Origin of the sequence: Haloarcula sp. Atlit-7R, from assembly GCF_003666065.1 — an archaeon.
Lineage (GTDB): Archaea > Halobacteriota > Halobacteria > Halobacteriales > Haloarculaceae > Haloarcula > Haloarcula taiwanensis.
In genome coordinates this window covers 407,515-431,894 of the sequence record NZ_QXIK01000003.1, presented here as the reverse complement: position 1 = coordinate 431,894, position 24,380 = coordinate 407,515, and the positions used below count along the sequence as shown (strand labels likewise).

The window sequence follows — 24,380 nt, the reverse complement described above, 5'->3', positions numbered from 1 at the left end:
CTCGATTCCGTGGGGACAGCTATGAGTCTCAAATCGATGTTCAACGACATCCCGTTTGTCAAGCAGTTAGGGATGGAGATCACGGCTGTCGATGACGGGTATGCGGCGGGCGAACTCCCGCTGGAGGACGGCCACTCCTCGAACCCCGAATCGATAATCGCACACGGTGGCGTCACGTACTCGCTCGTCGACACCGTCGGCGGGGCGGCCGTCGTCTCGCAATCCGGCACCGTCTCACCGACGGTCGACATGCGGATCGATTACCTCGCGCCAGCGACCGCCGATTTACGGACTGAGGCGGAGGTCATCCGAAGCGGCGGGAGCGTCTCCGTCGTCGATGCAGAAGTGTACGACACCGACGGCCACCACATCGCAAGCGCTCGTGGGACGTACAAGACGGACGGCGATCGCGGGGAGTCGCCGTGGACAGCAGGCGTCGACGAATCAGAGGTCACCCACCTGACTGACGACTAATCGCCACTGACCATCTTCATTCCGTCGCGCACGGACTCTCGGCGGCCCAGCAGCGTCACCATGTCGCCTTCTTCGAGGACGTAGTCGGCCGTGGGTACCTCGGCATTCTCGTGGAGGTCCCCGCTGACGAGCGCGACCAGACAGGCGTCGGGCAGCATCGGCCCGATCTCGCGGATCGGCTTGCCGATGAGTTCCCGGTTCTTGACCGCGACCTCCTGAACATCGCCGCTCCGACCGACATCGGTCATCCAGTGAGCGATAGCCGGGCGCTCGATCTGGTTGTCGATGGCCCATGCCGTCGCCATCGCTGAGGAGATGGTCCGGACGCCGAGGTCCTCGAAGGCTTCGACGTTGTCCGGATTGTTCGCGCGGGCTATCACTCGGTCGACGCTGAACTTCGAACTCGCCAGCTGAGACACCAGCAGATTCGCGTCATCGTCACCGGTCGCCGCGACGACGGTCTTGGCGTTCTCGGCCCCGGCCGACCGCAACACGTCGGTGTCGGTGCCGTCGCCGATCTCGACGGCGTATCCCTCGTTGCGGGCTCGTTCGACGGTCTCTTCGTCCTGTTCGATGATGACGACGTTCTCGCCCCGGTCTTCGAGGCGTGCGGCGAGCGCTCGGCCCACCTGTCCGCCGCCGACGATGATGACTCGCATTGGTATCACATCCAGTTTTTCCGCAATGTAGCGCGCCAGTCCGCCCTCAAACAGGGCGGTCGCAAAAATAACGAGGAAGACGGTGCCCAGCAGGATATCCGCCTGCGTCCCCAGCAGTTCGGCCTGTGCCCCGGTGACCTCCTCGGCCGCGGCGTTCAGTTCAACGGCAAACAGCGTCGCGACGGACGCCGGAATAATACCGCGCGGCCCCACGAAGCTGACGAACAGCTTCTCGTTGGTCGTAAACCGGTCACCGACAGTCGAGACGAACACCAGCAGCGGGCGGATGAGCAGAGCGACCGCGAGGACGACGATGATGCCCGCTAGCCCGACATCAATGAGCGAGGCCAGTTCCAGTTGCGCCGCCAGGGCGATGAACACGAACGACAGCACCAGCAACGTGATGTCGCCTTTGAACTCCTCGATATCTTCCTCGTACGGGTGGTCGACGTTCCCGAGCGCCATCCCCGCCGTGGCGGCGGCGGCGACGCCGGCCTCGGTCGCTATCGTGTTCGCGCCCGCGTATGCGATGAGCGCCCCGGCGAGGACGAGCAGTCGGGAGTTCCGCGGTGCGTCACCGGGCGAGAGGTCGACGTACTGGAGGAGGTAGTACACCACGCCAGCGACGATGAGGCCAACCAGTAGCCCCGTCCCCAGTCGAAGGGCAAATCCCCGGAGGAGGTTCTCACTGGCGACGGCCGGATTGACCGTCTCGAAGATGACGACAGCGATGATGGCCGCGGTCACGTCGTTGACGATCCCTTCCGTCTCCAGCGCGGCGGCAACGCGGTCTCGAACCGGGACAACATCGAGAATCGGCGTGATGACCGTCGGCCCGGTCGCGACCAGCAACGCACCGATAAGGAACGCGAGGTTCCAGGAGACGGCCGCGGAACTGAACGCGAACTTGACGGCGATAGCGGTGCCGACGAGTGCGATAGCCGCACCGACGGTTACGAGCCTGAACGTGGCGGCCGGGGCCTCGCGCAGACGGTCAAATCGGAGGTGATAGGCCCCCTCGAAAACGATGATTGCGACTGCTAAGCCGACGATTGCCGACAGCGCCCCGCCAAAGGTACCATCACCGATGATGTCCAGTCCAGGCTGGCCGATGATGACACCCACCAGCAGGTAGAAGATGATACTGGGGACGCGCAGGCGTGCGGCGAGGACCTGTGCAAGGACGCCAAGTCCGATGATGCCGGCGACGAGCGGAATCAGTAGCCCCGAACTACCAGCCACAGTTGGCCTCCATCTGTCCGGGCTATCGCGTCGCCACCGTATAAGCGCATTCACTCACCGGCAGACGGGGGCACCATCACCCAGTTTCAGGCCCGTTATGACACTGACTATTCTTTCCGGTTATCGAGCGCCACGAGGACGCCGCGGACGTTCAGGCGCATCTCGGCGCGGCCCTTGCGCTCGCCCCAGAGATCGGTGTCGGCCTGCTCGACGAAGTGCTCGATGACCGCCTCGTCGTCGTCGAGTTCCGCGCGCTTTCGCTCGACTTCGGCGACCCACTCGGGCAGAATCTCGGCGTATGTCGCCAGTTTGTCGCCGGTTTCGGCTGGGCCGTAGTGGCCGAACATGAGAATCTCTGGGTCGAGGTCCCGTAACATCGCCACGTCGTCGAGGGAACCCTCAAGCGTGAAGTTCACCGGCGGGGTCGTGACGTGCATCTCGTCGGTCGACGGCGTGTAGATACCGGCGGCGTCGGCGGTGAACACGCCGTCGACGGCGGGGTCGTAGAAGACGACCTGATGGGGGGCGTGACCCGGTGCGTGCAGGACATCCAGCGAGTGGTCGCCCAGGTCGATCACGTCGCCGTCGGTCAGCGTCTCGATACGGTCTTCGGCGACCGGGACCGGCTTCCCGTAGAACTCGATCTGGTCACCGACGGCGTGTTTTGTCCCCTCCCAGAGCCGCTCGGGGTCGACGAGGTGGCGTTTGCCGGATTCGTGGACATAGACCGTCGCGTTTGGGCAGTCTTCGGCGAGGTAGCCGGCCCCGCCAGCGTGGTCCAGATGGACGTGGGTCGCCGCAATGACTTCCAGGTCCTCAGGCGCGATGCCGACTGACTCCATGGCTGAAAGGATGTTCTCGTGTCGCGCACCGATACCAGTGTCGACCAGTGCCGGTCGCTCGGCGTCGATGATGTAGACGGAACCGTACTCGGCTACGTCGTACATCCCGGTGTCGACGTAGTGGACGTCCGTGCAGTCCCCGACCGTCACCTCGTAAACGTCACCGATTCCCATACAGTTCCTCGTGACCGGCGGGGGCAAAACCGTTGTGCTGCGGCTGTCCTGACAGTTGATAGGGAGGAAGCGCAAAGCCATTTACCCGGAATCAGAAACACCACTGTATGTACGACGCCGTACTCGTTCCGACCGACGGCTCCGACGGGTCTGCCACTGCAGCCGAACACGCCATCGACCTCGCACAGCGCCACGACGCGAGTCTGCACGCGCTACACGTCCTCGAAACCGAACAGGTAGTCGACCAGATTCCCGACTTCGAGGACAGCAGCATCTACGACCGCCTCGCCGACGCTGGGCAGCAGGCTGTCGACGACCTGCGTGCACAGGCCGAAGACGCCGGTATCGACGCAGTGACGACAGCAGTTGAACAGGGCGTGCCCCACGAGGAAGTCGTGGCGTACGTCGAGCGCCACGACATCGACATCATCGTAATGGCGACGGAGGGCCGGACCGGACCGTCCCGGGAACTCATCGGCAGCGTTACCGAGTCGGTCGTTCGGGCCTCGCCGGTCCCGGTACTTGCGACCAAGGTCGGCGGCGAGTCGTAGCGGGACGGGCCGACAGCCGGGGTCGCTCTGCCGCGGGACCGACACGACTAATTTCTGCCGTCGAGAACCGTCGGCCATGTTATCGAGACAGTTCGTCCGGGAGAACCCCGAGACGGTTCGTGACGCTATCGAGCGGAAGGGCGTCACGGGCGTCGACCTCGACGAAATCCTCGAAATAGACGAGGAGTGGCGGGAACTGAAAGCCGAAGGCGACGGTCTGCGACAGGAACGCAACGAAGTGTCGAGCAAAATCGGCCAGCTCAAACAGGAGGGCAAGGACGAGGAGGCACAGGAGGCCATCGACCGCTCGCAGGAACTCAAAGACGAACTGCAGGATATCGAGGAGCGGGCCGACGAACTTGAGTCCCAGTTGGAAGACGCCCTGCTTGAACTGCCGAACATCCCTCACGAGTCAGTCCCGACCGGCGAGGACGAGGCAGACAACGTCGAGCGCTACCGCGAGGGATTCGACGACCTGCGGGACCTGCCCGACGAGGTCGTCCCGCATTACGACCTCGGCGAGGAACTGGACCTGCTCGACTTCGAGCGTGGCGCGAAGGTGTCCGGCGGCGGCTACCAGTTCGTCAAGGGCGAGGGCGCGCGCCTAGAGCACGCGCTCGTCCAGTTCATGCTCGATGTCCACCGCGAGCAGGAGTACGTCGACGTACTCCCGCCGATTCCCGTCAACTCCGATTCGATGGAAGGGACCGGCCAGCTCCCCAAATTTGCCGAGGACGCCTACCGCGTCGGAGCCAGACAGGACGACGACTACGACAGCGACGACCTGTGGCTCCTGCCGACGGCGGAGGTGCCGGTCACCAACATGTACCGCGACGAGATTCTGCTGGACGACGACCTGCCGGTCAAACATCAGGCGTTCTCGCCGAACTTCCGCCGCGAGGCCGGCGAACACGGGACCGAGACGCGGGGGTACGTCCGCGTCCACCAGTTCCACAAGGTCGAACTCGTCAACTTCGTCCGCCCGGAGAACAGCTACGACCGGCTTGAGAGCCTGCTTGACGAGGCTGCCGAAGTGCTCGACCGCCTCGAACTACCCTACCGCGTCCTCGACATGTGTACCGGGGACATGGGCTTTACGCAGGCCAAGAAGTACGATATCGAGGTGTGGGCTCCCGGCGACGACATGGAGGACGGTCCCGACCGCGGTGGCCGCTGGCTCGAAGTCTCCTCGGTGTCGAATTTCGAGGAGTTCCAGGCGCGCCGCGCCGGCCTGCGGTACCGCCCCGAGCGCCACGAGTCCGCCGACTACCTCCACACGCTGAACGGGTCCGGACTGGCCGTGCCCCGCGTCCTCGTCGCCATCATGGAGTACTACCAGAACGACGACGGCACCATCACCGTGCCCGAACCCCTCCGCCCGTACATGGGCGGCCAGGAAGTCATCGAGGGCTCCGAGAAAATCGGCGAGAGCGCCGTTGGCGCTGGCGAGAAAGAGTAGGCCGCCGCGGTCCGTTTCGCTCAGCCGGTGTCCCGCTTTCTCGTATGCGTCGTGTTACACGGAACCATATTTCAATACAGTATTACATTCGTTCGCCGGCACCGCCGAAGTATGCTGGACGACGCTTTCGGGCAGATGGTACTGGACTTCCACCGCGGGGACCTCGCCGAACGGCCCCGCTATCGCCGCGACGACGACGATGTGACCGAGGCGCATCTGGCAGGCTACTTCGAGCGGCCGTCGGAATGGCATCCTATCGAGCGGGATCTGTTCTCGGACGTGACGGGACGTGTCCTCGACGCCGGCTGTGGCGTCGGCCGGCACACACTCGCGCTACAGGAGCGCGGCCACAGCGTGCTAGCGGTCGACCGGAGTCCGGGGGCTGTCGCGGTCGCCAGCGAGCGCGGCGTCACGCGTCCGGTGGTCGTCGACCTTCGACAGCCACCCGGTGACGGGTTTGAGACGGTCGTGGCCCTGGGCAAACAACTCGGCCTCGGCAGTTCGCTGGCCGACCTCCGGACGACGCTCACCGAACTGGCGGCGGTGACGCGGCCCGGCGGTCGTCTCGTCGCCGACATGGACACGCTCGACCCGGCAGACCCGGAGACTGACGCGGCCCACCTCGTCCAGCTCGGTGTCGCCTACCGGACCTTCCGCGTCGAGTACGACGGGCTGGCCGGCCCGTGGACGGACCTGCTACTGATTACACCCTCGCAGTTCCGTACCGCGGTCAGCGAGACCCCGTGGACCGTGGACGCGCTCGTCGAGACCGAAACCGACGGGTCGATGTACGGCGTTCGGCTGTCGCTACCGGGAGGGTGAACTAATAACGCCGCGGGCGGGCAGCATCAGCGCGTGTACGTCTCGATGCGCTCGATGTCGTCCCCGGCGAACGTGAACACGTCGACGAACCCGACGATACGCTCACCGTCAGCATCGAGTAGGCGACCGCGAGCGATGACTTCCGCCGTCGCCGTGTCGTCGCCGTCTATCGACTCGGCCGCGCTGTCTTTCTGCCGACAGTAGAGGCCGTCCAGCGGATGCGTGGTGTCCGTCTGGGGCCGTCCCTCACGCATGAACTGTACGAACTGGTCCCGGCCGTCGATGGTCCGGTCGGGGCGGTCGTGGACGAACGACGGGGTGAGCAGCGAGGCCAACTGGTCGTAGTCGTCGCCGTCGATGGCGTCGTAGTAGGCCCGTGTCCGCCGAAGAAGCGCGGGTCGCATCACAGGTCTGCTTCGTGGTCGTCAGGCGTGTCTCTATCGCTCTCCGCATCGGACGGCTCGTCAGCTGCGTCCGGGACAGCATCGTCAGTGTGTCCCGGTTCGGCTGCTTCTCCCGTGTCGCCGTCGTCGCCCGTCGGGTCGGCTAGGTCCAGCTCAACTGCGTCGTCGGTCTCCGTCCCTGAGGCGGTGGCGGCGTCCGGCGACGAGCCGGCGGTCGACTGCTCGCCGTCCGGCGCATCCTGTGTGGGAGCGTCGTCCCCGCGACCGACTGTGTCTGGAGGCGCTTCGACCATCGCGGTCGGGGTCTCGTCCAGCGGCTCCGTCGGCTCGTTCTCGGCGTCGCTGGCGGCCAGTTCGGCCTGAATCTCCTCGATATCGGTGTCATCAACGTCCGAAAGCTCACCGTCCCCGTCCGGCGGCGACACCGACTCCGGCGGGCCGTCGTCGGCCGACGAAGCATCAGATTCCGCCGCTGTCGACTGGTCCGCAAGAGCGGTCGCGTCGCTGGTCGAAGTCTCCGCCGAATTCGGTGGCTGGTCAGCTGTCCCCGCCGTCGTCTCCTCGGCTGCTTCTATCGTCGGCCCATCGGCACCATCTCGCGTGTCATCGGCCGCATCGGCGTCCTCAGGCGGCGGCGCTGTCTCAGACAGTTCGCGGTCCGTCTGTTCGACTTCCTCGTCGATATCTACGTCGAGCGAAGTATCCACAGCCGTCTCGTCCTGTGTGAGGAAGGCTGGTCGGTCGTCGTCTGCCTCTGTTTCCAGCGTCTCCACATCTGGCGGCCACGGGCCGTCAGGGTCCGGGGGTTCCTCGTAGCCGCGGGCGGTTTCAAGCGGCCGCTCCGCGTCGTCGCGGAGTTGCTGGCCCTCGGCGCCGTTCCCGCTAGAGTAGGCACGGGCGGCCTGTGTGAGCCAGTCGCTGGCCTGCCACAGCGAGTTCGCCTTCGTCTTTGCGTCCTCGTAAATCGGTCTCAGAGACTCGTCGTCGACGAACCGAACAGCGGTGTCGAAGTGGTCTTCGGCGTCGGCGAACTCGTCGCGTGCCTGCTGGAAGTCGCCCTGTGCGACCATCCACTCCGATTCGCCGAAGGCACTCATCGCCGACGTGAATGCGCGCCGCCCCTCCGTGTAGTGGGCGTGGCCGACGCGGTAGCGGGCGAACGCAGTGTCGTCACCGCCGGTGTCCGCGATAGCGTCTTTGATTTCTCCGACACGGGGAAGTGCCTGAAGGTCGTCGGTACTCCAGGCGTACTGCACGTCGCCGTCGTGGTCGATGACGACAACGGCGCGCTCGATGAGCTGCTGGCCGATATCGTCGATAAAGTCGAGTCCGTACTCGCGGGCGACCTCGTGGTCAGTGTCGGACAGCAGCGGAATTTTCAGGCCGTAGCGGTCGGCAAAAGCCCGGTGGCTGTACACCGAATCCGGGCTGATCCCCAGAATAGTCACGTCTTTCTGCATCGTAAAGAGGTCGAGTTCGTCCAGATCACAGGACGTCTCGTCACAGGCCGGATTGAAATCCGCCGGATAGAACGCGAGGATGACGACATCCTCGCCGAGATAGTCTGCCAGTCCGACTCGCTGGCAGTCGCCATCAACGAGCGCCGGTAGTTCGAACAGTGGTGCCGCTGTCCCCTCTGAAAGCACACGTTGTACAACTGAGGCCGGCTATAACAGTGTTTGCACACTATCGCAGAGCGAGGCGTTTTTATCGGCTACGGTGGTACCGTTCGTGTGGAACTGCACGTCCGATATGAGGGTGACGACGACCCCGACAAATGTAGCGCGCGGAAGCTGGCCCGAATGGACGAGGCCGAACTCCACCGCGCGACGCGGTCGACGCCGCCCGGAATCGTGCTCAACCCCTTCGCCGAGCAGGCGCTGTCCCCGGCCGACCGGCCGACCGCCGGCGACGGCGCTCGCCACAGCCGCCTGGTCGCGCTCGATTGCTCCTGGGAGACCGCCGAACGGGAGGCGTTCGACCTCGAGGGGATACACCGCTCGCTCCCGTTTCTCGTCGCCGGCAATCCGGTCAACTACGGGACGGCCTTCCAGCTCAATACCGTCGAAGCGTTCGCCGGCGCACTCGTCATTCTCGGGGAGCGCGACCACGCCGAACGGATTCTGTCGACGTTCTCTTGGGGCCACACGTTTCTGGAACTGAACGAGGAGCCGCTGGGACGGTACGCGAACTGCGAGGATTCGAGCGACGTCATCGACGTACAGGACGACTACCTCGCCGAGGAGTAGTCACTGTGGCGTTGCTGGCTTTTCGAGGAGCGGCGCATCACAGTGTGGACAGGCCTGCCGTGCGTGTGCCTCCAGCACGTCGTCGATGCGTTCTCCGCAGACTTGACACCGCATAACAATAGTTAGTATGCGTACAATAATGTAACTTCGGCTTCATATCTAAGGTCGCCTACGAGAACCCGGTCCCGATTCCGGCCGGCTCGTCAGGTGGCGTAAGTGGACTCGTCGGTAGGTCCGCATTCGGCTCGGGGTCGTTGTATCCGCCGGGCGCGACGTCGTTCGGCCCGTCAGGGTAACACAGCGACGCCAGCGCCTGTATGTGGTCGCGGCCGACGCCGAGTTCGAACTGGCCGCCGCCGTACAGGTCGATGCCGTGTTCCTCGCAGTAGTCGATGGTCGCAAGCACCGACTCGACGGTCCCGCAACGGGACGGTTTCATGTTGAGCCACTCCGGTTCGAACGGCAGCGCCTCGATGCTCTCGACGCCGGTGATAGGCACGTCCCAGGTGACGCGCGCCTCTTGTCCGTCGAAAACCGGCCGAGTCGCGTCGGTCAGGTCGGGGTCCTCAATCAGCGCGTCCGGGAGGCCGTCGACGACACGGCGGTAGAACTCGGGGTCTGCCTCTACGTCGACATCCGTCCCCTCGTACAGCCCTTTCAGGTCCAGCACCCGAACGTCGTAGTCCGTCAGCTCGTCAATGAGGGCGTCGCTCCAGGACGGCGTGGGGTCGAGTTTGAACGAAAGGTCGCCGTAACGCTTACACAGCATCGCCAGTCTGTCAGCCGTCGGTGGCGTGTCGTCGTCCGCGTTCGAGAGCCGCGTCGAGACGACGAAGTTCACCGGGTTGTACTGCCGTCCGAGCGCCGACCCGAGGTCCGTGTCGGCCTGCTTCAGGGCCAGGTCGAGCGCCGCGCTCTCGAACCCCCAGCGCCGGTAGTGACGGAAGCGCTCCTCGTCTGGGGGTTCGGGCCACAGGTCGGCCTCGGCCAGCGCCGTCGAAAAGGAATCGACGGTGTACTCGCCGACCAGCGGGAAGTCCGCGCCCTGCAACGCGTCGGCATCCTGCAGTGCATCGTGGGCCTCTGTCCTGTACGTCACGTCCTCCCCACTGCCGGTTTTCCCCGCGCCGGAGAGTCGGATACCGGTCGTCACCCGGTCGAATCCGCTGGACGTCGCCCGTTCTCGGCGCTCGAACGCACAGCGCTCGACGGTGACCGGGAGGTCTGCGACCTGCTCGTACATACGCCGGCTTCGCCGCTCGGGTATCTAAAGCCGGCGGCGACTTACGGTGTCTCCCTGTCTTTCAATGTCGGTCCACGCTGAATCGGTCCCGGACCGAAACTCAAAGCTTAAACGCGCGCACCGGAAATAAGCGCGCATGGCTAGCTTCGAGACAGCGTCCGATCGACTCCTCAACAAGCAGATCTGCATGCGGTGTAACGCTCGGAACCCAGAGCGCGCCCAACAGTGTCGGAAGTGTGGCTACGGCAACCTGCGTCCGAAGGCGAAAGAAACCCGCAGCGCCTAATTTTCGGATCAGTTGCCGCCGGTATCCGGTGGCACTTCGTCGGCAGCTTACCGGTCAGTTGGGTCTTTGTCCACTGCCTGCCGGTCGAGCGTCGCCAGGCGAACCGATGCGTGTGAGACAATGAGTTCCAGCAGTTTTGTGTCTTCTTCGCCGACAGTCGTCTCGTCTGTCGTCACTGAGAGAACGACTGTCGTCGTGTCCGCGTCGTCCAGAACCACCGCCGACACGCAATCGGTGACTGACTCGGGGAAGTCGACGGCGAACGGCCGGTCGTGAACGGTGACCTCGCCCTGTTGCTGTGTCCGGACTTCCCGTGCGAGCGAGCCGACGGCGTCGACCGGCACGGTTCGAATCGTGTTCGCGAGCGCCACCGCATCGCCGTCCCTGAGCCGGATGACGGCCGTCTCCTCCATGCCGGTCATCGTGCCGAAGGCCTCGACGACGAAGGCAGCGACGCCGTCGACGCTGGGGGCGCTGGCGATGGCGCGTCCGTAGTTGTTTACGTCGGCCGCCTTCCCGGCGAACGCCTCAATGCGGTCGCGCTCGGCCGCCAGTTCGCGGAGCCGACTGCGGCTCCGGGCGTCGTACAGACCGACAAGAACACCGGCCAGCGCGCCAACGGTAACGAGATCGACCGTTACGTACGACGCCCGGGCGAGTGAGCCGGAGGTCACGCGCTGGCTGAACAACAGCAGCGCCGCCACAGCGGCGAACGTCACAGTTCCGCCGGCGGCCCACGCGGCCACCCGGGACGCTGCCCCCTCGGACGTTGTGTCGCGAGCGAGCCAGACGCCCGCGTACGCTATCGCCAGCCCCATCGCCGCAAAGGGGAGCGCATCTACCGCGACCGCCACTGGAATCCGGGTCTGCTGGACCGCGTGAAGCACCTGGATGGCGGCCAGTACAACGCCGGAAAGCGCCAGGGCCGCCCCCGTCAGAAGTCGCTGGTTCATGGTGTCGAATATCGGCCCGCCCACGAGAGCGTTGTGCCGGTTTCGGGTGGTCACTCGTCGGGATACTTCGGCTCGCGGCGCTCGGCCCGTTCGAGGGCGCGCTCGACGACCTCGCGGACATCGCCGTGGAAGACGCCGCCGTGACCCGAGTACATGTGTTCGACGCCGGCAGGCATGCGGTCGAGGAGGGTCTCGATGCTTTCGATGAGGCGCTCGCGGGACTGACCGGGGCGGTCCGTGCGGCCGAAGGAGCCGTCGCCGAACGCGCCGTCGTCGTGAACAACCACGTCACCGGAAAACAGGGACGACTCGGAGACGAGCGAGACGTGGTCGTCGGCGTGGCCCGGCGTGTAGATGACCTCACACTCCTCGTCGCCGACGGTGAGCGTGTCGCCGTCGGCGAGTGCGTGGTCCCGGCGCGGATAGGAGCCGTAGGCGTACAGCGGCACGTCGAAGGCGTCGAGGACGGCGTCGAGCTGCTGGACGTGGTCGCCGTGCTGGTGGGTCAAGACGACGGCGTCGAGCGTATCGACGTGCTCGCGGATGACGTCGACGACGCCGCGCATCGCGCCGGCGTCGACCAGCGTCGTCTGCTCGCCGGTCGCGAGATAGGCGTTGCAGGTGAACGTCTCGGCCTCGGCGGTGACGTTGTGAACGTCCATACACGAACCCTGTGGCGCGGCCCGCTTGAGTGTACTGTCCCGGCTGCCGGTCGCCACAGCGTCTCCAAGAGCGACGCCCCGTCGTATTAATTCACTTATACGATTGGGTCGGCGAGTGATTTTTTACTGTGAACGTCATAGTTGTACACGTACCATGGGGTTCGGGAGCTACGACGAATCGGAACAAGACAATCAGGAGTACGACACAGACTTCGAGGACGAGGACGGCCTCGATGCTGAAGAAAACGCCCACGAGGGCGACATCGAATACGAGTTCACCGCGTCGAACGACGAACTACTCGACAGACTGGAAGACATCAAAGACAACCAGAACACGTGAAATCAGGGGCACGGGCCCTCGGCGTTGCGGAGTCGTACCGAGCGGAAACCAGTCAGTTCGCTGGCGCTGTCGTCCGCGCCAGTAGAGTGACTGACGGCTTTGTTTTCAGCACTGCCACGGTCGGTGGGAGCGACGCGACCGAGACGGTGTGTGCGATGGTTGACCGACTGGACCGGGAGGACATCCGCTGCCTGCTGGTGGCGGGTATCGCGCCGGCGTGGTTCAACATACTTGACCTCCAACAGATTCACGGCCACACCGACCTGCCAGTCGTCTCTGTCACCTTCGAGTCCTCGCCGGGGCTGGAAGGGGCCATCCGCGAGGCGTTCGACAACCCCGATGTCGTACAGGACCGGCTGGCGACCTACCGCACCCAGCCGGAGCGCCGACCGGTGACGGTGAACGACGAGACAGTGTACGTCCGGAGCGTCGGTCTTAACGACAGTGCCGCCGCCGACGTCGTCCGCGCGTTCACGCCTGAGGGCGGCCGTCCGGAACCGCTCCGTGTCGCCCGACTGGCGGCGCGGGGCCTGGTCGAGATGGCGTGACGCTGCCGGTGACTGGCTTACCTATCACTAACGCATTCTCAGAAAGTGGAGGAAAAGGCTATCTGCCCTGTTCAGACTCAGGCAATTCTTTAGCTATTACTAAACCCACACTGATTGTACGGCACGGTGTACGTAGGACCACGATGGCCGAAAGCAGAACGCGCACGAGGAAGACCGTCGAATCGGTAGAGCAGAACGAACAGCGCAACGTCGACAGTACCGTCACCCGGTACGAAAGCGACCAGCCGACGGACCGCAGCGTCTACGGGACGCGCCGGCAGGACAGCCAGCTCGTGTTCTTCGACGGGCAGACCCCCGACAGGGAGACGGCCCGGAGCGGCGGCGTTCGGGAGCAGACACGTGACGCGCTCGACCGGGTTCGGACCATGGCGGCCGAGTCCGGCCTCGAACCGGACGACCTGCTTCGCACGACCGTGTACCTCGCCGAGATGGACGAGCTACCGGCAGTCAAGCGGGCGTACGCGGAGTTCTTCGACGGACAGCGACCGTCACGGACCGTCGTCGGCGTTTCAAGCCTGCCGAACGACGCGGCGGTGCAGATCGAAGCAACGGGTGTGAAACGGTAGTCGTTGCCGGCGGCCTCGTCGGCGACCGCGCGGCGGACCGCTGCGTTTGAGAGTCCCCAGTGCAAACGGCAGCGCATGGAGCAGATGGACGGCCTCAACGTCGTCGGCTGTGAGCGCTGTGATGACCTCTGTCACTCGCGCTCGCGCATCGTCAACGGTGTCGGCCCCGCGGATGCGGATCTGTTGTTCGTCGGGGAGGCTCCCGGCGCGAACGAGGACGAACAGGGCGAGCCGTTCGTCGGTCGCAGCGGCGACGTGCTGGACGATGGGCTACGCGATGCCGGCCTTGACCGCGGCGACGTTCGCATCACGAACTGCGTGCGGTGTCGCCCGCCGGACAACCGCGACCCGCGGGCGGGCGAACTGGCGAACTGCCGGGAGTACCTGGAAACCGAGATCGACCGTGTCGACCCGGCGGTCGTGGTCACGCTCGGGAAAGTCCCGGCCGAACATCTGCTTGGGCGTGACGTCGCCGTCACCGGCGAAGCGGGCGACGTGTTCGACGTGGCCATCGCCGGTCAGCCACGACGCATCCTCGTCTCTGTCCATCCGGCGGCGACGCTGTACGACCCGAGCCAGAAGGAGACGTTCGAGGCGGCGCTGGAAACCGCCGCGGAGTTCACCGACGCTCGGAGCGGACAGTCGCGGCTCGGCGAGTTCTGAGTCCAGCCTTGCGCGAACAGGAAATCACTTACCCTCCGTTCGCCTACGACGACGTATGAGTGTCAGACAGACGACCGCGGACGTGGTCGTCGTCGATTACGGACTGGGGAACCTCCGGAGCGTCACGCGCGGCCTCGAACGCGCCGGCGCGGACGTGACCCTCTCAGAGGACCCCGCGGAGTTCGACGCGGCCGACGGCATCGTTCTGCCCGGCGTCGGGGCCTTCTCCGAAGGGATGGACAACGCCGGCCCGTTCCGCGAGGCGCTGGTCGAACAGGCCGAGGCCGGAAAGCCCCTGTTCGGGATCTGTCTCGGGATGCAGATGCTCCTGACGACGAGCGAGGAGGCCGACCACGAAGGGCAGGGCGACGCCGAGGGGCTCGACCTCATCCCCGGACAGAACGTCCGGTTCAGCCGCGACCAGACCGTCCCGCACATGGGCTGGAACGAACTCGACGTGACGCGGGACCACCCGCTCGTCGAGGGCGTGGATGGGGAGCACGCCTACTTCGTCCACTCCTACTACGCCGTCCCGGACGACGAGAACGCGACGGTGGCGACGACGGACTACGGGACGGATTTCGCCTCCATCGTCGCCAACGACGCCGGCAACGTCTTCGGCACGCAGTTCCACCCGGAGAAGTCGGGCGAGACGGGGCTGCGCATCCTCCGGAACTACGTCGACTACTGCCTCGACCACTGAGTTCTGGACTCGGGATTCGTTCGTATGTCTACAGGAGATTCTGTCGTCCTGCTCACCGGGGCAGCGTCGGGTATCGGAGCGGCGACGGCGCGGGCGTTCGCCGACGACGGCTGGACCGTCTACGCGACGGACGTTCGGACGGCGTTTCCCGAAGATATCCACGAGCGTTGTCGCTGTCTCGAACTCGACGTGACCGACGAGGCGCAGGTCGAGGGCGTCGTCGACCACATCGTCGAAGAGGCGGGACGACTCGATTGTCTGGTGAACAACGCCGGTTACGGCGTCGCCGGCCCGGTCGAGGACACTGGCAGCGGCGACGTTCGCAAGCAGTTCGACGTGCTGGTCCACGGCCCACACCGGCTCGTACAGGCAGTGCTACCCGAGATGCGCGAGCACGGCGGGCGCATCATTACTGTCTCTAGCGTGCTGGGCCATACCGCCTCGCCCGGGCTCGGCGTGTATTCGGCCGGCAAGGCCGCCGTCGAGTCGCTGTCCGACGCACTGCGGATAGAGGTCGCCGGCGCGGACGATGTCCACGTCTCGCTCGTCGAACCGGCGTGGGTAGACACCGGCTTCGCTGATGGCGCGCTGGGGAGTCTGCGTGACGAGGGCCGGACGCCAGCCTACGACGAGACGTACGAGGCGCTGGAGGACGGCTGGGTACTCACCGGCGGACCGCTGGCGACAACCCCGGAGACAGTCGCCGCGACGGTGCTGGCCGCGGCGACAGACACCGCGCCAAAGGCTCGCTACCCCGTCGGGGCCTTCGCCACGTTCGTCCGGTGGACCCACTGGCTTCCGGCGCGACTGCAGGACCCGATTCACCGCGGGTTCGGTCGAGCGAGTTCGTTTCTGGGGCGGTGGCTGCGGTGAAGCGACTGAGCGACGGCGACAGAGTTCGGCTCTCGACCGGCCACGAAGTGACGCTCCCGCTGGTCACCGAGGCGACGGTCGCCGGCGCGGTGCTCCCGGCGCGGCACGACGTTGCGGAGTCACTGCTACCCGACGGGCTGGCGCCGGTTCGGGCGACGGCCCGCCGGGCCGCGGTCGTGGTCCTCTGTGTCGAGTACCACCGCATCGGCGACGACGCGATGGCCCCCTACGACGAGTTCGCGGTGATAGTCGCGGCGACGCCAGACGGGCGGCGGCCGCCGTTGCTTCCACTGCTGACTCGCGACGTCGGCGGCTACGTCTGGTCACTCCCGGTTACGACTGAACCCGCTCGCGCCCTCGGCGACGAAATCTGGGGCTATCCGAAAACGGTCGCCGACATCACCCACCGCGACGACGCGACCCGCCGCGAGACGACGGTCGTCGAGGACGGTAGCCGCGTGGCAACGGTCGGCATAGACTGGCCCCGAGCCTGGAAGCGCCGGGAAACGGTCGAGAGCTACGCAGTTCGGGAGGGACAACTCGAACGGACGCTAATCGAGTTCCAGGGGAAATTGGGGATCGCACCGCTGAGCAACCGCGTCGACGTGGACCTGGGCAACCACGAGCGGGCCGACACGCTCCGCTCCCTCGACCTCGGTACCCGGTCCGTCCTTCGGTTCTCGCTGGATGGTCGGATCGCGTACGGCGCTGGGCGACCGGTGGAGCGGTAGCGGGGCGGTGCAGTAGCAGGAACGGAGCAGAGCGGTGCGGAAGCCGTGCCGCATAGCATACCGCGCGCCGACGGCGTGCGGTTTCCCCGGACTCGCCGCAAGCGGCGAATCCGGCCTTTTTCGCCCACGTTTTTCAAGGAGTGGTTCGAGCGCGCTCGGGGAGCGCGACTCGAACCCGACGCTGAAAAAGGTGGTCTACAGGAACTCCCGGACCTCAGAGTACCACATATCGTGCTCGTCGACGGCGTCGATGGCCTCGGCGACGTGAACGGCGATGGCGTGCCAGCAGAGCTGGTCGGGGTCGTCGGCGTCGAGGTTGTACTCGCTGTCGGCGCAGGTACAGCCGCCGTCCTCGACGATGTACTCGTCGTCGTGGCCCACGACGACGGTGAAATCCCGGTACTGCTTGACCCGGCTCTCGCCGACAGCCTCGATGGCCTGGTGGCCGCGGTCGCCGTGGACATCGACGATAGCCGACACTGCGTCGGGGGTCAGCTCCCCGGCGGCTTCGAGGTCGGCCACCCACTCCTCGACTCCGGTCACATCCATGCTACGGAAAGGGGTGACAAAACGGCGTCGGCTTCAATAGCCACGTCCCGGCTATCTGGCAGGCGACGGAGGAGTTATCAATGCTTGTACTGTGCCCAGAAAGATAAACACGGAGTACAGATTTGTTCCGACATGAATCTCGACCTCCCGTGGCTGGCGCTGGGCTCGTTTGCCTCGGGGATCGGGTCGCTGTATCTGCTGGCACAGCTCCGGACGCACTGGGACAAGCCCGGCGCGCGGTGGTTCGTCGCGACCATCGTCACGCAGACGGTCTGGTGTTTCAGCTACGGCGTGGCGCTGCTGGTGTTCGACCCGACCCTTCGCCTCGCGCTGGAGATGGTCGCCTGGCTGGGCATCATCTGGATAGGCTTCTGTTTCCTCTCCTTTGCGCTGGGATACACCGGCCGGACGACCGTCCTAGAGAGCTGGTGGTATCGGGCTGTGGCAGCGCTCCCGCTGGCCGGCACGGCGCTCGTCGTCACGAACCCGCTCCATACCGTGGTCTGGCAGGGGTTCCGTGTCGTACCGGCCGCCGGCAGCGCGGGGGCCGAGTACGCCGTCCTGCCGGTCGGACTGCTCACGATTATCGTCGCGATGCTGTTCGTCAGTTTCGGGACCCTGCTGGTGTTCGATACGGTCGTCAGCTACGGCCCGCTGTACCGGCGCGAGGCGCTGGCGGTCGGACTGAGTCCGATACCGCCCGGCGCTGCGGTGTTGCTGTGGGCCGGCGGCGTCGGGCCGGTGCCGGCGGTGAACCTGACGACGCTCATGTTCCTGCCCCACGTCGCCCTGGACCTGTACGCGTTCGTCCGCAGCGACATGTTCGAGTTCCACCCGGCGACCCGCCGGGCCGGCGAGCGGGCGGCCATCCACGACATCGCCACGCCGGTCGCCATCGTCGACGGGCAGGGCCGCGTGGTGAACCTCAACCCCGCCGCCGAGCGGATGCTCGCCGTCGACAAGCACGAGACACTGACGGAGCCGCTGAACGACTTTCTCGGCGACGACGACATCGCGACCGACGGCGGGAGTTCACGGGTGTCCGTTGAGGCCGGTGGTCGACACCGCGAGTTCAAAGTCCAACAGACAGCGCTCCGGGACGAGGCGGGCACCCAGTTGGGCTACACGGTCGTCTTTCAGGACATCACCGACGAAATCCGCCGCGAGCGCCGCCTCGAAGTGCTCAACCGTTTTCTCAGACACAACGTCCGCAACGAAAGCGTCGTCATCCAGGCTCGGGCGGAACTGCTGGCGTCGGAGCTCGACGGCGAACAGGCCGACCACGCGACGACCATCGAGCGGTCGGTCACGCGCCTGGTCGAGTCCGGCCAGAAGGCCCGCACCCTCGCGGAAGCCGGGGCTGGCGACGCGGCCCCCGAACCCGTCGTGCTGGCCGACCTCGCCGCCGAGGTCGTGGCGGCCGCCCGCGAGGAGTACGGCGGCTCGGTCGCCGTGGAGATACCGGACGACCTCCGGCTGACGACCCAGCCCGCCCTGTTAGAGATTCTGCTCGCCAACCTCGTCGAGAACGCCCTCCAGCACGTCCCGGACGCCGCCGTCACCGTCGGCGCAACAATCGAGGGCGACGACGTGGTGGTGACGGTCAGCGACGACGGTCCCGGGGTGCCGGAGCACGAACTCGGCGTGCTGGAGCGGGGCCGCGAGACGGACCTGAGCCACGGCAGCGGCATCGGCCTCTGGCTCGTCCGCTGGACGACCACGACGCTTGAGGGGGACCTCGATTTCGACACGAGCGACGGGACGACGGCGACCGTCCGACTGCCACAGGAGCGGACGGCCACCGAAGCGGCGTGAATGTGGTAATCGACGTAGGCAGCCGCCACAACCGACCAGACTCAGTGCCATTGCACAGCCGACATCGGGTGGGACCGAAAGGGGCCGGCCGCTCGACGTGCGAGACGACGTAAGCACTGGAACGAGCGTGGCGAGTGAAGGGCGCAACGAGTCGCAGTAGTCGAGCGGCCGGGGGCTTTCTGGCCGTTCGTAATAAATCAAGCACCGCCAGACCCAACAGGCAGGTCCGAACGACTTAACGGCGCCCGCACGGACCGGGGAGTATGCGCGTCAGTGAGGGCCGAGTGAGCGTCACGGTGCCGGAACAGCCCGACGCCGGGAAGGGCGCGGACGTGTTCTTCAACCCCGTTCAGGAGCTGAACCGCGACATCACCGTGGCGGCGCTGCGGGCCTACCGCGAGCGAACCCCCCGCGTGTCGACGTATCTGGACGCCACCGCCGCCAGCGGCATCCGGGGCGTCCGCGCCGCGGCCAACGACTGGGAGACGACGCTGTGTGACATCGACGACGACGCGACGGCGCTGTGCGAGGAGAACCTCGCTCGCAACGACCTCGCGGCCTCGGTCCGGCGGTCGGACGCGAACGTCCTCATGCACTCGGAGGCCTTCGACGTGGTCGACGTGGACCCGTTCGGGACGCCCATTCCCTTCGCCGACGCGGCCGTCCAGGGGACCAAGCACCTCCTCTGTGTGACGGCCACCGACACCGCGCCGCTGTGTGGGGCCCACTTCGAGAGCGGCGTCCGGTCCTACGGCGCGGTGCCGCGCAACACCGAGTTCCACGCCGAGATGGGGATGCGCGTCCTCCTGTCGGCGATGGTCCGCACGGCCGCCCGCTACGACATCGCCGCCCGGCCGATTCTCAGCCACGCGACGAAACACTACGCCCGGACCTATCTGGAGTTCGACCACGGCGCGAAAGTCGCCAACGACTGTATCGACGAACTGGGCTACGTCCACCACTGCCAGCACTGCCTCTGGCGCGACCACGACTACGGCCTCATCGCCGACGTCCCCGACGCCTGTCCGGTCTGTGACGAGCACCTCCAGACCGCCGGCCCCATCTGGCTCGGCCGGACCTGCGAGCGCGACTTCGCCGACGCCGTCGCCGGCCACGTGACCGAAGAAATGGGCACCGCCGACGAGGCGACGGACCTGCTGGCGGCGCTGTCGGCCGAACTCGACACGCCGACCCACTACGACCAGCACCGCCTCTGCAAGCGCTGGGGCCGCGGCGCAGAGGCGATGGACACCTTCATCGAGAAACTGCGCGACGCCGGCTACGAGGCCTCACGCACGCACTACGGCGGGACGACGTTCAAAACGGACGCCGACGTGGTCGAAATCCGCGAGGCGACGGCGGAGTCGTAGAATCGGGAATCGGGGACAGTGCCACAGATTGCGACAGAAATGTGCGTTGAAGCAATGCCTACCGACCGTTCGCCCGCCCGACGCTCTCCCGGACCGCAGCGACGAAATCGTAGCCGAGCAGATACACCGGGCGCAGGAAGTAGTTCGCCATCCCCGCGAGACCGAGCAGCCCGCCAATGGCCTGTACCTCTCCGGGTGTGGCCGACAGGCGGACGAGCAGCGCCAGCGCCGTAACGAGCGGCGCGAGCCACAGCGACCGGGCGATACCGCCTACATCGACACCAGCCACGGGACCGAACCGGTCCGCGTCCGGACGGGCAACAAACAGAACAGCCGTCAGTACCAGCAGCCCCACGACAATCGGCAGGGACGCACCGATGCCGGCAACGCCGAAGCCGATAGCCAGCGCGGCCGCGACGAGCAACAGGACGGTTACCTGCATCGTCCCGTGCCGGATGGCCGCTTCCGTATCCATATCCGGTCGTTGCAGCGGCGCTGTATAAAGCCTGTGAGGGCGGCGTCGCTTTCTTAACACCTTTCGGAGTCGACCGCAAAGCAGTGGCGAGACGTGCCCTTCACGTTCAATCCGGTCCGTGGCGTCCTACTGCTCGTCGGCAGTCTGCTCGCACGATACGACCTCGTCGAGCACGAGCGGGTCCGCCGGGCGACGGACCTGTCCTGGCCCCGAATCGTCACCGGGCTCGCACGGATGTCGAAGTCGACAGTCGACGTGGCGATGGTGGGGCTGGCGCTCGGACCGACCGCCATCGCCGGCGTCGGCTTCGCCGCGCCGTTCTGGGAACTGGTGTTCGCGCTGGGCGCAGGTGTTGCCGGCGGGACAATCGGCATGGTGTCACAGCGGTACGGGGCCGACGCCGACGGGGAACTGGCGGTCACCGTCACGACCAGCGCCGCTGTCGTGCTCGGGCTGACACTCCCGCTGGCGGCGGCGTACTGGGTCGTCCCCGGACTACTCGTCGACCTCGTCGGAACGGGGTTCGAAGCCGTCGGGTACGGGGTCCAGTACCTGCGTATTATCGCCCTCGGTGTCCCCTTCGCCGCACTGAATCTTATCGGCAGCCGGACGCTGGTCGGGGCCGACGACGCCTGGACGCCGATGCTGTTGCGGGCCGGCGGCGCAGTCGTCAACATCGCGCTGAACGCCGTCTTCATCTTCGGGTTCGGCCTCGGCGTCGTCGGTGCGGCGCTTGGCACGGTCATCGCGAACGCGCTGGTCACGGTCGGGTTCGCGGTGGGGCTAGCTCGCGGTGGCCTGCCGATCATCGGCGCGTTTCCGGTCCGGGTTCCGGTGTCGCGCCCGTTCCTCGACCGACAACTGGGGCGGGGCCTCGCGGAAACTGGAACGCCGTTGGTCGGGGCCAACCTCGCGCGGACCGGTGCGCAGTTCCCGCGGCTGTTCATCGTCGGCCTGTTCGGACCGGGCGTGGTGTCGGCCTACGTCGTGGCGCTTCGCGTCCGGGCGCTGCTCGATACGCCGAACTGGGGCCTGAGTCTCGCGTCCAGTAGCCTGGTCGGGCAGGCGCTGGGCGACGGGAACGAGGCCGAGGCGAGCGTCTGGGCACAGACGGTGCTCCGGCTGAGTATCGGGGTGTACATCGTCGTCGCAGCGACACTGCTCCCGTTCTCACGGGGCATCGCCCGCCTGTTCGTCTCGGACCCCGCGGTGCTCCCGCTGGTGACGGTGTTCGTCGCCGTCGCGTGTGGCAGTGTCGTGTTCCGGGGCGTCGACGGCGGCGCAATCGGACCGCTCCGTGCCAGCGGCGACACGCGCTGGCCGTTTTACTCACAGCTGGCCGGGATGTACCTGTTCGCCCTCCCGCTTGCGTATCTCGGCTACGTCACGCCGCTGGGCACGCTTGCGCTGTACGCCTCGCTGGTGTTCGAGACGGCGGTTCCCGCGGCTGTGACCTACTATCGGTTCCACTCGGGGACGTGGCGGGCCGTGAGCCGATCCTACCGGCCCGACGCGGCGCTCGACGACTGACATCAATCAGTCGACAGTATATTTGTAGCCCCACTCCGACATGCTCGCGTGGACCGCACACGCGCTGTCTCCGTCGGTCAGGAGGTCATCCGCACGGTACGGGAGGAGGAGGTCTCCTTTCTCGCAGCCGGCATCGCCTACTACATGTTCGTCTCCCTGCTGCCGCTGTTGTTGCTGACGCTGGTTGTCGGTACGCTGGCGGGCGGGGAGGCCTTCGCCGAGCGAGTCGTCAGCGCCGCCGGTGACGTGCTTACGCCGGCGGCGTCGACACTGCTCGAAGACGCGCTGACCAGCGGGGCCGGCCGCGGGGGTGCGACTGTGCTCGGTGTCGGCGTCACACTCTGGAGCGCGCTCAAGGTGTTCCGCGGGCTGGATACAGCTTTCAGTCGCGTCTACGGGACGGACGGCCCCGACTCCATCGTCGGTGAACTCGTCGACGGGCTGGCCGCGCTGGGCGGCATCGGCATCGCACTGGTCGGGCTCGGTATCATCGGCGCGTTCGGGACGGTACTCGGTGTGCAAGTCGCGCTCGGCGGGCTCGCGCTCGTTCCCGTGCTGGCGATCGCGTTCCTTCCGCTGTACTACCTGTTCCCCGATCAGAAAATGACGCTGCGGGAGGCCGTCCCCGGCGCGGTGTTTGCCGGTGTCGGGTGGACGGTGCTCGGGACGGGGTTCAACGTCTACGCGGCACAGGCCGACTCCTATCAGGTGTACGGGATCATCGGCGGGGTCCTGCTGCTCGTGACGTGGTTTTACTTCGCCGGACAGGTGCTGCTCGTGGGGGCAGCGGTCAACGCGGCGCTCACGGACCGGCAACTACAACAGGTATCGCACCGACGGTCCGGCAAAGCGATGAGTGAGGACGCTGACGAAACCGACACGCCCCCGCCGGCCGGAACCGGACGAGACGCCGATGCGCTGACAGACGAGGAACTGCAGGACCTCCGCGAGGAGTTCGAATCGTTCCGCGAGGACGTCGAGGACCGAACGCTCCACCGTGACGAGGTGAAATCGGACCTCAAGCAGTACGTCCGCCGCCGGATGCGCCGCGGCCACGCCCGGCAGTGGGGTCCCTACATCGTCTTGCTGTACGGTACAATCATGACCCTTGGCGCGTTCTACTACCTGCAGGGCATGTGGGCCGTGCTGGCGATGCTGGTCATCTGGCTGTCAGTGCTGGGCCTTTATATCATCATGATTGCGGTCGGCGTGACACTGACTGCCACCGGCCTCCCCGGACGGCTCATCGACCGCGTGCGCGACTGGCGACAGTGATACGGGCTGTCGGCATCACCGAGGTGCTGTCGGCGCTGCCCGGTCCAGTCGTCGTGCTGTTCGCGCTGCTCACCCAGCTTGGGGACTTCTGGTTCACCTTTCTGGCCTGTGGCCTGCTGTACTGGCTCGGCCCGTGGACACCGAAACTCGGTCGGGACCTCACTCGCGACCGGACGGCGATGCTGGTGGCGCTGCTCGCAGTCGGTGTCGCGCTCGTCGTGTCACTGAAGGGTATGTTTGCACTGCCGCGGCCGCCCGGGGCAGGCACGGCCACCCACGCCGAGCTACTTCCAGCGGCGCTGCGGGGCGTCTACGAGTCGATGGCGACCGGAGAAGGGTTCGGCTTCCCGAGCGGCCACGCCACCCTTTCGCTGCTCGTCTGGGGCGGTATCGCGTGGGCGCTCCGGGTCGGCACGCGCCGACAGCGCACCGCTGTCGCCGCGACAATCGTTGCCCTCATCGGACTCTCTCGGCTAGTACTGGGCGTCCACTACCTCGCCGACATCCTCGCGGGCTTTGTCATCGCCGGGACGGCCCTCGCACTCGCCCTCGAGACGCTCAAAACGCCCGAGCGGGTGTTCGGACTCGCGGCTGTCATCGCCGTCATAGGGCTGCTCGTCAGCGGCGTCTCTCGTAATTCGGCCGGAGCGTTAGGCGTTGCTGTCGCGGGCGCTGTGGTCTGGTCGCGACTGGGTGATACGATTCCGGAGCCGACCCGGCACGGTGTCGGTATCACGGCGTTGCTGGGCGTTGTCTCAGTCGGAACGTTCCTCGGCGTGACGTTCGGATTAGACCCGTCACCGGTTGCCGTCACGCTGCTTGCGGCGCTCGGGACCGGAGCCCTGCTGACGCTACCGCTGGCTGGTGAGCGACTCGCGAAAAAATACTGAAGCGGTGGCCG

At 66.2% G+C, this 24,380-nt stretch carries 27 protein-coding genes; 18 read left to right on the top strand and 9 right to left on the bottom strand.

Annotated elements, in window-relative coordinates; genetic code table 11:
- Positions 1–21 precede the first annotated feature (21 nt).
- The gene (locus tag D3D01_RS09460) at positions 22–474 is read left to right on the top strand and encodes a PaaI family thioesterase (RefSeq protein ID WP_121512019.1); all 453 of its coding nucleotides are present in this window, start codon (positions 22–24) and stop codon (positions 472–474) included.
- On the opposite strand, the gene D3D01_RS09455 is transcribed toward D3D01_RS09460, so the two are convergent.
- Both D3D01_RS09455 and D3D01_RS09450 read right to left on the bottom strand, forming a co-directional pair.
- The gene (locus D3D01_RS09455; protein WP_121512018.1) at positions 471–2,375 is read right to left on the bottom strand and encodes a cation:proton antiporter; all 1,905 of its coding nucleotides are present in this window, start codon (positions 2,373–2,375) and stop codon (positions 471–473) included. The genes D3D01_RS09460 and D3D01_RS09455 overlap by 4 nt on opposite strands.
- Positions 2,376–2,482: 107 nt before the next feature.
- Complete coding sequence (locus D3D01_RS09450; protein WP_121512017.1) at positions 2,483–3,391, bottom strand: MBL fold metallo-hydrolase; 909 nt, start codon at positions 3,389–3,391, stop codon at positions 2,483–2,485.
- A 107-nt stretch (positions 3,392–3,498) separates the two neighbouring features.
- Between D3D01_RS09450 and D3D01_RS09445 the strand changes: the two genes are divergently transcribed.
- From D3D01_RS09445 to D3D01_RS09435, 3 genes are all read left to right on the top strand, one after another.
- The gene (locus D3D01_RS09445) at positions 3,499–3,942 is read left to right on the top strand and encodes a universal stress protein (RefSeq protein ID WP_101348899.1); all 444 of its coding nucleotides are present in this window, start codon (positions 3,499–3,501) and stop codon (positions 3,940–3,942) included.
- A 76-nt stretch (positions 3,943–4,018) separates the two neighbouring features.
- Positions 4,019–5,401: a serine--tRNA ligase gene (gene serS / locus D3D01_RS09440; protein WP_121512016.1), complete on the top strand. Its 1,383-nt coding sequence runs from the start codon at positions 4,019–4,021 to the stop codon at positions 5,399–5,401.
- 111 nt (positions 5,402–5,512) lie between these two features.
- Positions 5,513–6,223 carry a class I SAM-dependent methyltransferase gene (locus D3D01_RS09435; RefSeq protein WP_121512015.1) on the top strand — a complete coding sequence of 237 codons (711 nt, stop codon included), beginning with the start codon at positions 5,513–5,515 and terminating at the stop codon, positions 6,221–6,223.
- Positions 6,224–6,249: 26 nt separating this feature from the next.
- On the opposite strand, the gene D3D01_RS09430 is transcribed toward D3D01_RS09435, so the two are convergent.
- Both D3D01_RS09430 and D3D01_RS09425 read right to left on the bottom strand, forming a co-directional pair.
- A complete protein-coding gene (locus tag D3D01_RS09430) occupies positions 6,250–6,630 on the bottom strand; it encodes a nuclear transport factor 2 family protein (RefSeq protein ID WP_121512014.1) in 381 nt (126 codons plus the stop codon).
- A complete protein-coding gene (locus D3D01_RS09425) occupies positions 6,627–8,273 on the bottom strand; it encodes a redoxin domain-containing protein (RefSeq protein WP_121512013.1) in 1,647 nt (548 codons plus the stop codon). The genes D3D01_RS09430 and D3D01_RS09425 overlap by 4 nt, the downstream gene beginning before the upstream one ends.
- A gap of 87 nt (positions 8,274–8,360) precedes the next feature.
- Here D3D01_RS09425 and D3D01_RS09420 point away from each other — a divergent pair, with 87 nt between their 5' ends.
- Positions 8,361–8,876: a DUF367 family protein gene (locus D3D01_RS09420; protein WP_101348894.1), complete on the top strand. Its 516-nt coding sequence runs from the start codon at positions 8,361–8,363 to the stop codon at positions 8,874–8,876.
- A 169-nt stretch (positions 8,877–9,045) separates the two neighbouring features.
- Here the strand turns inward: D3D01_RS09420 and D3D01_RS09415 are convergent, their stop codons facing one another.
- Positions 9,046–10,119, bottom strand: a complete 1,074-nt coding sequence (locus tag D3D01_RS09415) for a hypothetical protein (protein ID WP_121512012.1) — start codon at positions 10,117–10,119, stop codon at positions 9,046–9,048.
- A gap of 136 nt (positions 10,120–10,255) precedes the next feature.
- On the opposite strand from D3D01_RS09415, the gene D3D01_RS09410 reads away from it, so the two are divergent.
- On the top strand, positions 10,256–10,405 hold the full coding sequence (locus D3D01_RS09410; protein ID WP_004515982.1) for a 50S ribosomal protein L40e: 150 nt from the start codon (positions 10,256–10,258) through the stop codon (positions 10,403–10,405).
- 47 nt (positions 10,406–10,452) lie between these two features.
- Here D3D01_RS09410 and D3D01_RS09405 read toward each other — a convergent pair whose 3' ends face one another.
- Positions 10,453–11,358, bottom strand: coding sequence for a hypothetical protein (locus D3D01_RS09405; RefSeq protein ID WP_121512011.1), 906 nt, complete (start codon positions 11,356–11,358; stop codon positions 10,453–10,455).
- 50 nt (positions 11,359–11,408) lie between these two features.
- Entirely contained in the window at positions 11,409–12,020 is a 612-nt protein-coding gene (locus D3D01_RS09400) for an MBL fold metallo-hydrolase (RefSeq protein ID WP_121512102.1), read from the bottom strand.
- Positions 12,021–12,174: 154 nt separating this feature from the next.
- Between D3D01_RS09400 and D3D01_RS09395 the strand changes: the two genes are divergently transcribed.
- The 7 genes from D3D01_RS09395 to D3D01_RS09365 all read left to right on the top strand — a co-directional run bounded on the left by D3D01_RS09395 (position 12,175) and on the right by D3D01_RS09365 (position 16,465).
- On the top strand, positions 12,175–12,360 hold the full coding sequence (locus D3D01_RS09395) for a DUF5786 family protein (RefSeq protein WP_004515979.1): 186 nt from the start codon (positions 12,175–12,177) through the stop codon (positions 12,358–12,360).
- Positions 12,357–12,908 carry a DUF99 family protein gene (locus tag D3D01_RS09390; protein WP_121512010.1) on the top strand — a complete coding sequence of 184 codons (552 nt, stop codon included), beginning with the start codon at positions 12,357–12,359 and terminating at the stop codon, positions 12,906–12,908. The genes D3D01_RS09395 and D3D01_RS09390 overlap by 4 nt, the downstream gene beginning before the upstream one ends.
- A 143-nt stretch (positions 12,909–13,051) precedes the next feature.
- Complete coding sequence (locus tag D3D01_RS09385; protein ID WP_121512009.1) at positions 13,052–13,495, top strand: RidA family protein; 444 nt, start codon at positions 13,052–13,054, stop codon at positions 13,493–13,495.
- A 75-nt stretch (positions 13,496–13,570) separates the two neighbouring features.
- Positions 13,571–14,158, top strand: a complete 588-nt coding sequence (locus D3D01_RS09380; RefSeq protein WP_121512008.1) for a uracil-DNA glycosylase family protein — start codon at positions 13,571–13,573, stop codon at positions 14,156–14,158.
- Between the two features lie 55 nt (positions 14,159–14,213).
- Entirely contained in the window at positions 14,214–14,861 is a 648-nt protein-coding gene (hisH, locus tag D3D01_RS09375; protein WP_121512007.1) for an imidazole glycerol phosphate synthase subunit HisH, read from the top strand.
- 24 nt (positions 14,862–14,885) lie between these two features.
- Complete coding sequence (locus D3D01_RS09370) at positions 14,886–15,734, top strand: SDR family oxidoreductase (RefSeq protein WP_121512006.1); 849 nt, start codon at positions 14,886–14,888, stop codon at positions 15,732–15,734.
- Complete coding sequence (locus D3D01_RS09365) at positions 15,731–16,465, top strand: acetoacetate decarboxylase family protein (RefSeq protein WP_199725383.1); 735 nt, start codon at positions 15,731–15,733, stop codon at positions 16,463–16,465. The genes D3D01_RS09370 and D3D01_RS09365 overlap by 4 nt, the downstream gene beginning before the upstream one ends.
- A gap of 195 nt (positions 16,466–16,660) precedes the next feature.
- Here the strand turns inward: D3D01_RS09365 and D3D01_RS09360 are convergent, their stop codons facing one another.
- Positions 16,661–17,014: a hypothetical protein gene (locus tag D3D01_RS09360; RefSeq protein WP_121512004.1), complete on the bottom strand. Its 354-nt coding sequence runs from the start codon at positions 17,012–17,014 to the stop codon at positions 16,661–16,663.
- A gap of 132 nt (positions 17,015–17,146) precedes the next feature.
- Between D3D01_RS09360 and D3D01_RS09355 the strand changes: the two genes are divergently transcribed.
- Complete coding sequence (locus D3D01_RS09355; RefSeq protein WP_121512003.1) at positions 17,147–18,829, top strand: histidine kinase N-terminal 7TM domain-containing protein; 1,683 nt, start codon at positions 17,147–17,149, stop codon at positions 18,827–18,829.
- Between the two features lie 263 nt (positions 18,830–19,092).
- A complete protein-coding gene (locus D3D01_RS09350) occupies positions 19,093–20,199 on the top strand; it encodes a tRNA (guanine(26)-N(2))-dimethyltransferase (RefSeq protein ID WP_121512002.1) in 1,107 nt (368 codons plus the stop codon).
- A gap of 58 nt (positions 20,200–20,257) precedes the next feature.
- Here D3D01_RS09350 and D3D01_RS09345 read toward each other — a convergent pair whose 3' ends face one another.
- Positions 20,258–20,674, bottom strand: a complete 417-nt coding sequence (locus tag D3D01_RS09345; RefSeq protein WP_101348883.1) for a hypothetical protein — start codon at positions 20,672–20,674, stop codon at positions 20,258–20,260.
- Positions 20,675–20,767: 93 nt separating this feature from the next.
- Between D3D01_RS09345 and D3D01_RS09340 the strand changes: the two genes are divergently transcribed.
- The 3 genes from D3D01_RS09340 to D3D01_RS09330 are packed head-to-tail and all read left to right on the top strand — an operon-like array spanning position 20,768 to position 24,369.
- A complete protein-coding gene (locus D3D01_RS09340; RefSeq protein ID WP_121512001.1) occupies positions 20,768–22,204 on the top strand; it encodes an MATE family efflux transporter in 1,437 nt (478 codons plus the stop codon).
- A gap of 48 nt (positions 22,205–22,252) precedes the next feature.
- Positions 22,253–23,479: a YihY/virulence factor BrkB family protein gene (locus D3D01_RS09335; protein ID WP_121512000.1), complete on the top strand. Its 1,227-nt coding sequence runs from the start codon at positions 22,253–22,255 to the stop codon at positions 23,477–23,479.
- Positions 23,476–24,369, top strand: coding sequence for a phosphatase PAP2 family protein (locus tag D3D01_RS09330; protein ID WP_121511999.1), 894 nt, complete (start codon positions 23,476–23,478; stop codon positions 24,367–24,369). The genes D3D01_RS09335 and D3D01_RS09330 overlap by 4 nt, the downstream gene beginning before the upstream one ends.
- The last annotated feature ends 11 nt before the right edge of the window (positions 24,370–24,380 follow it).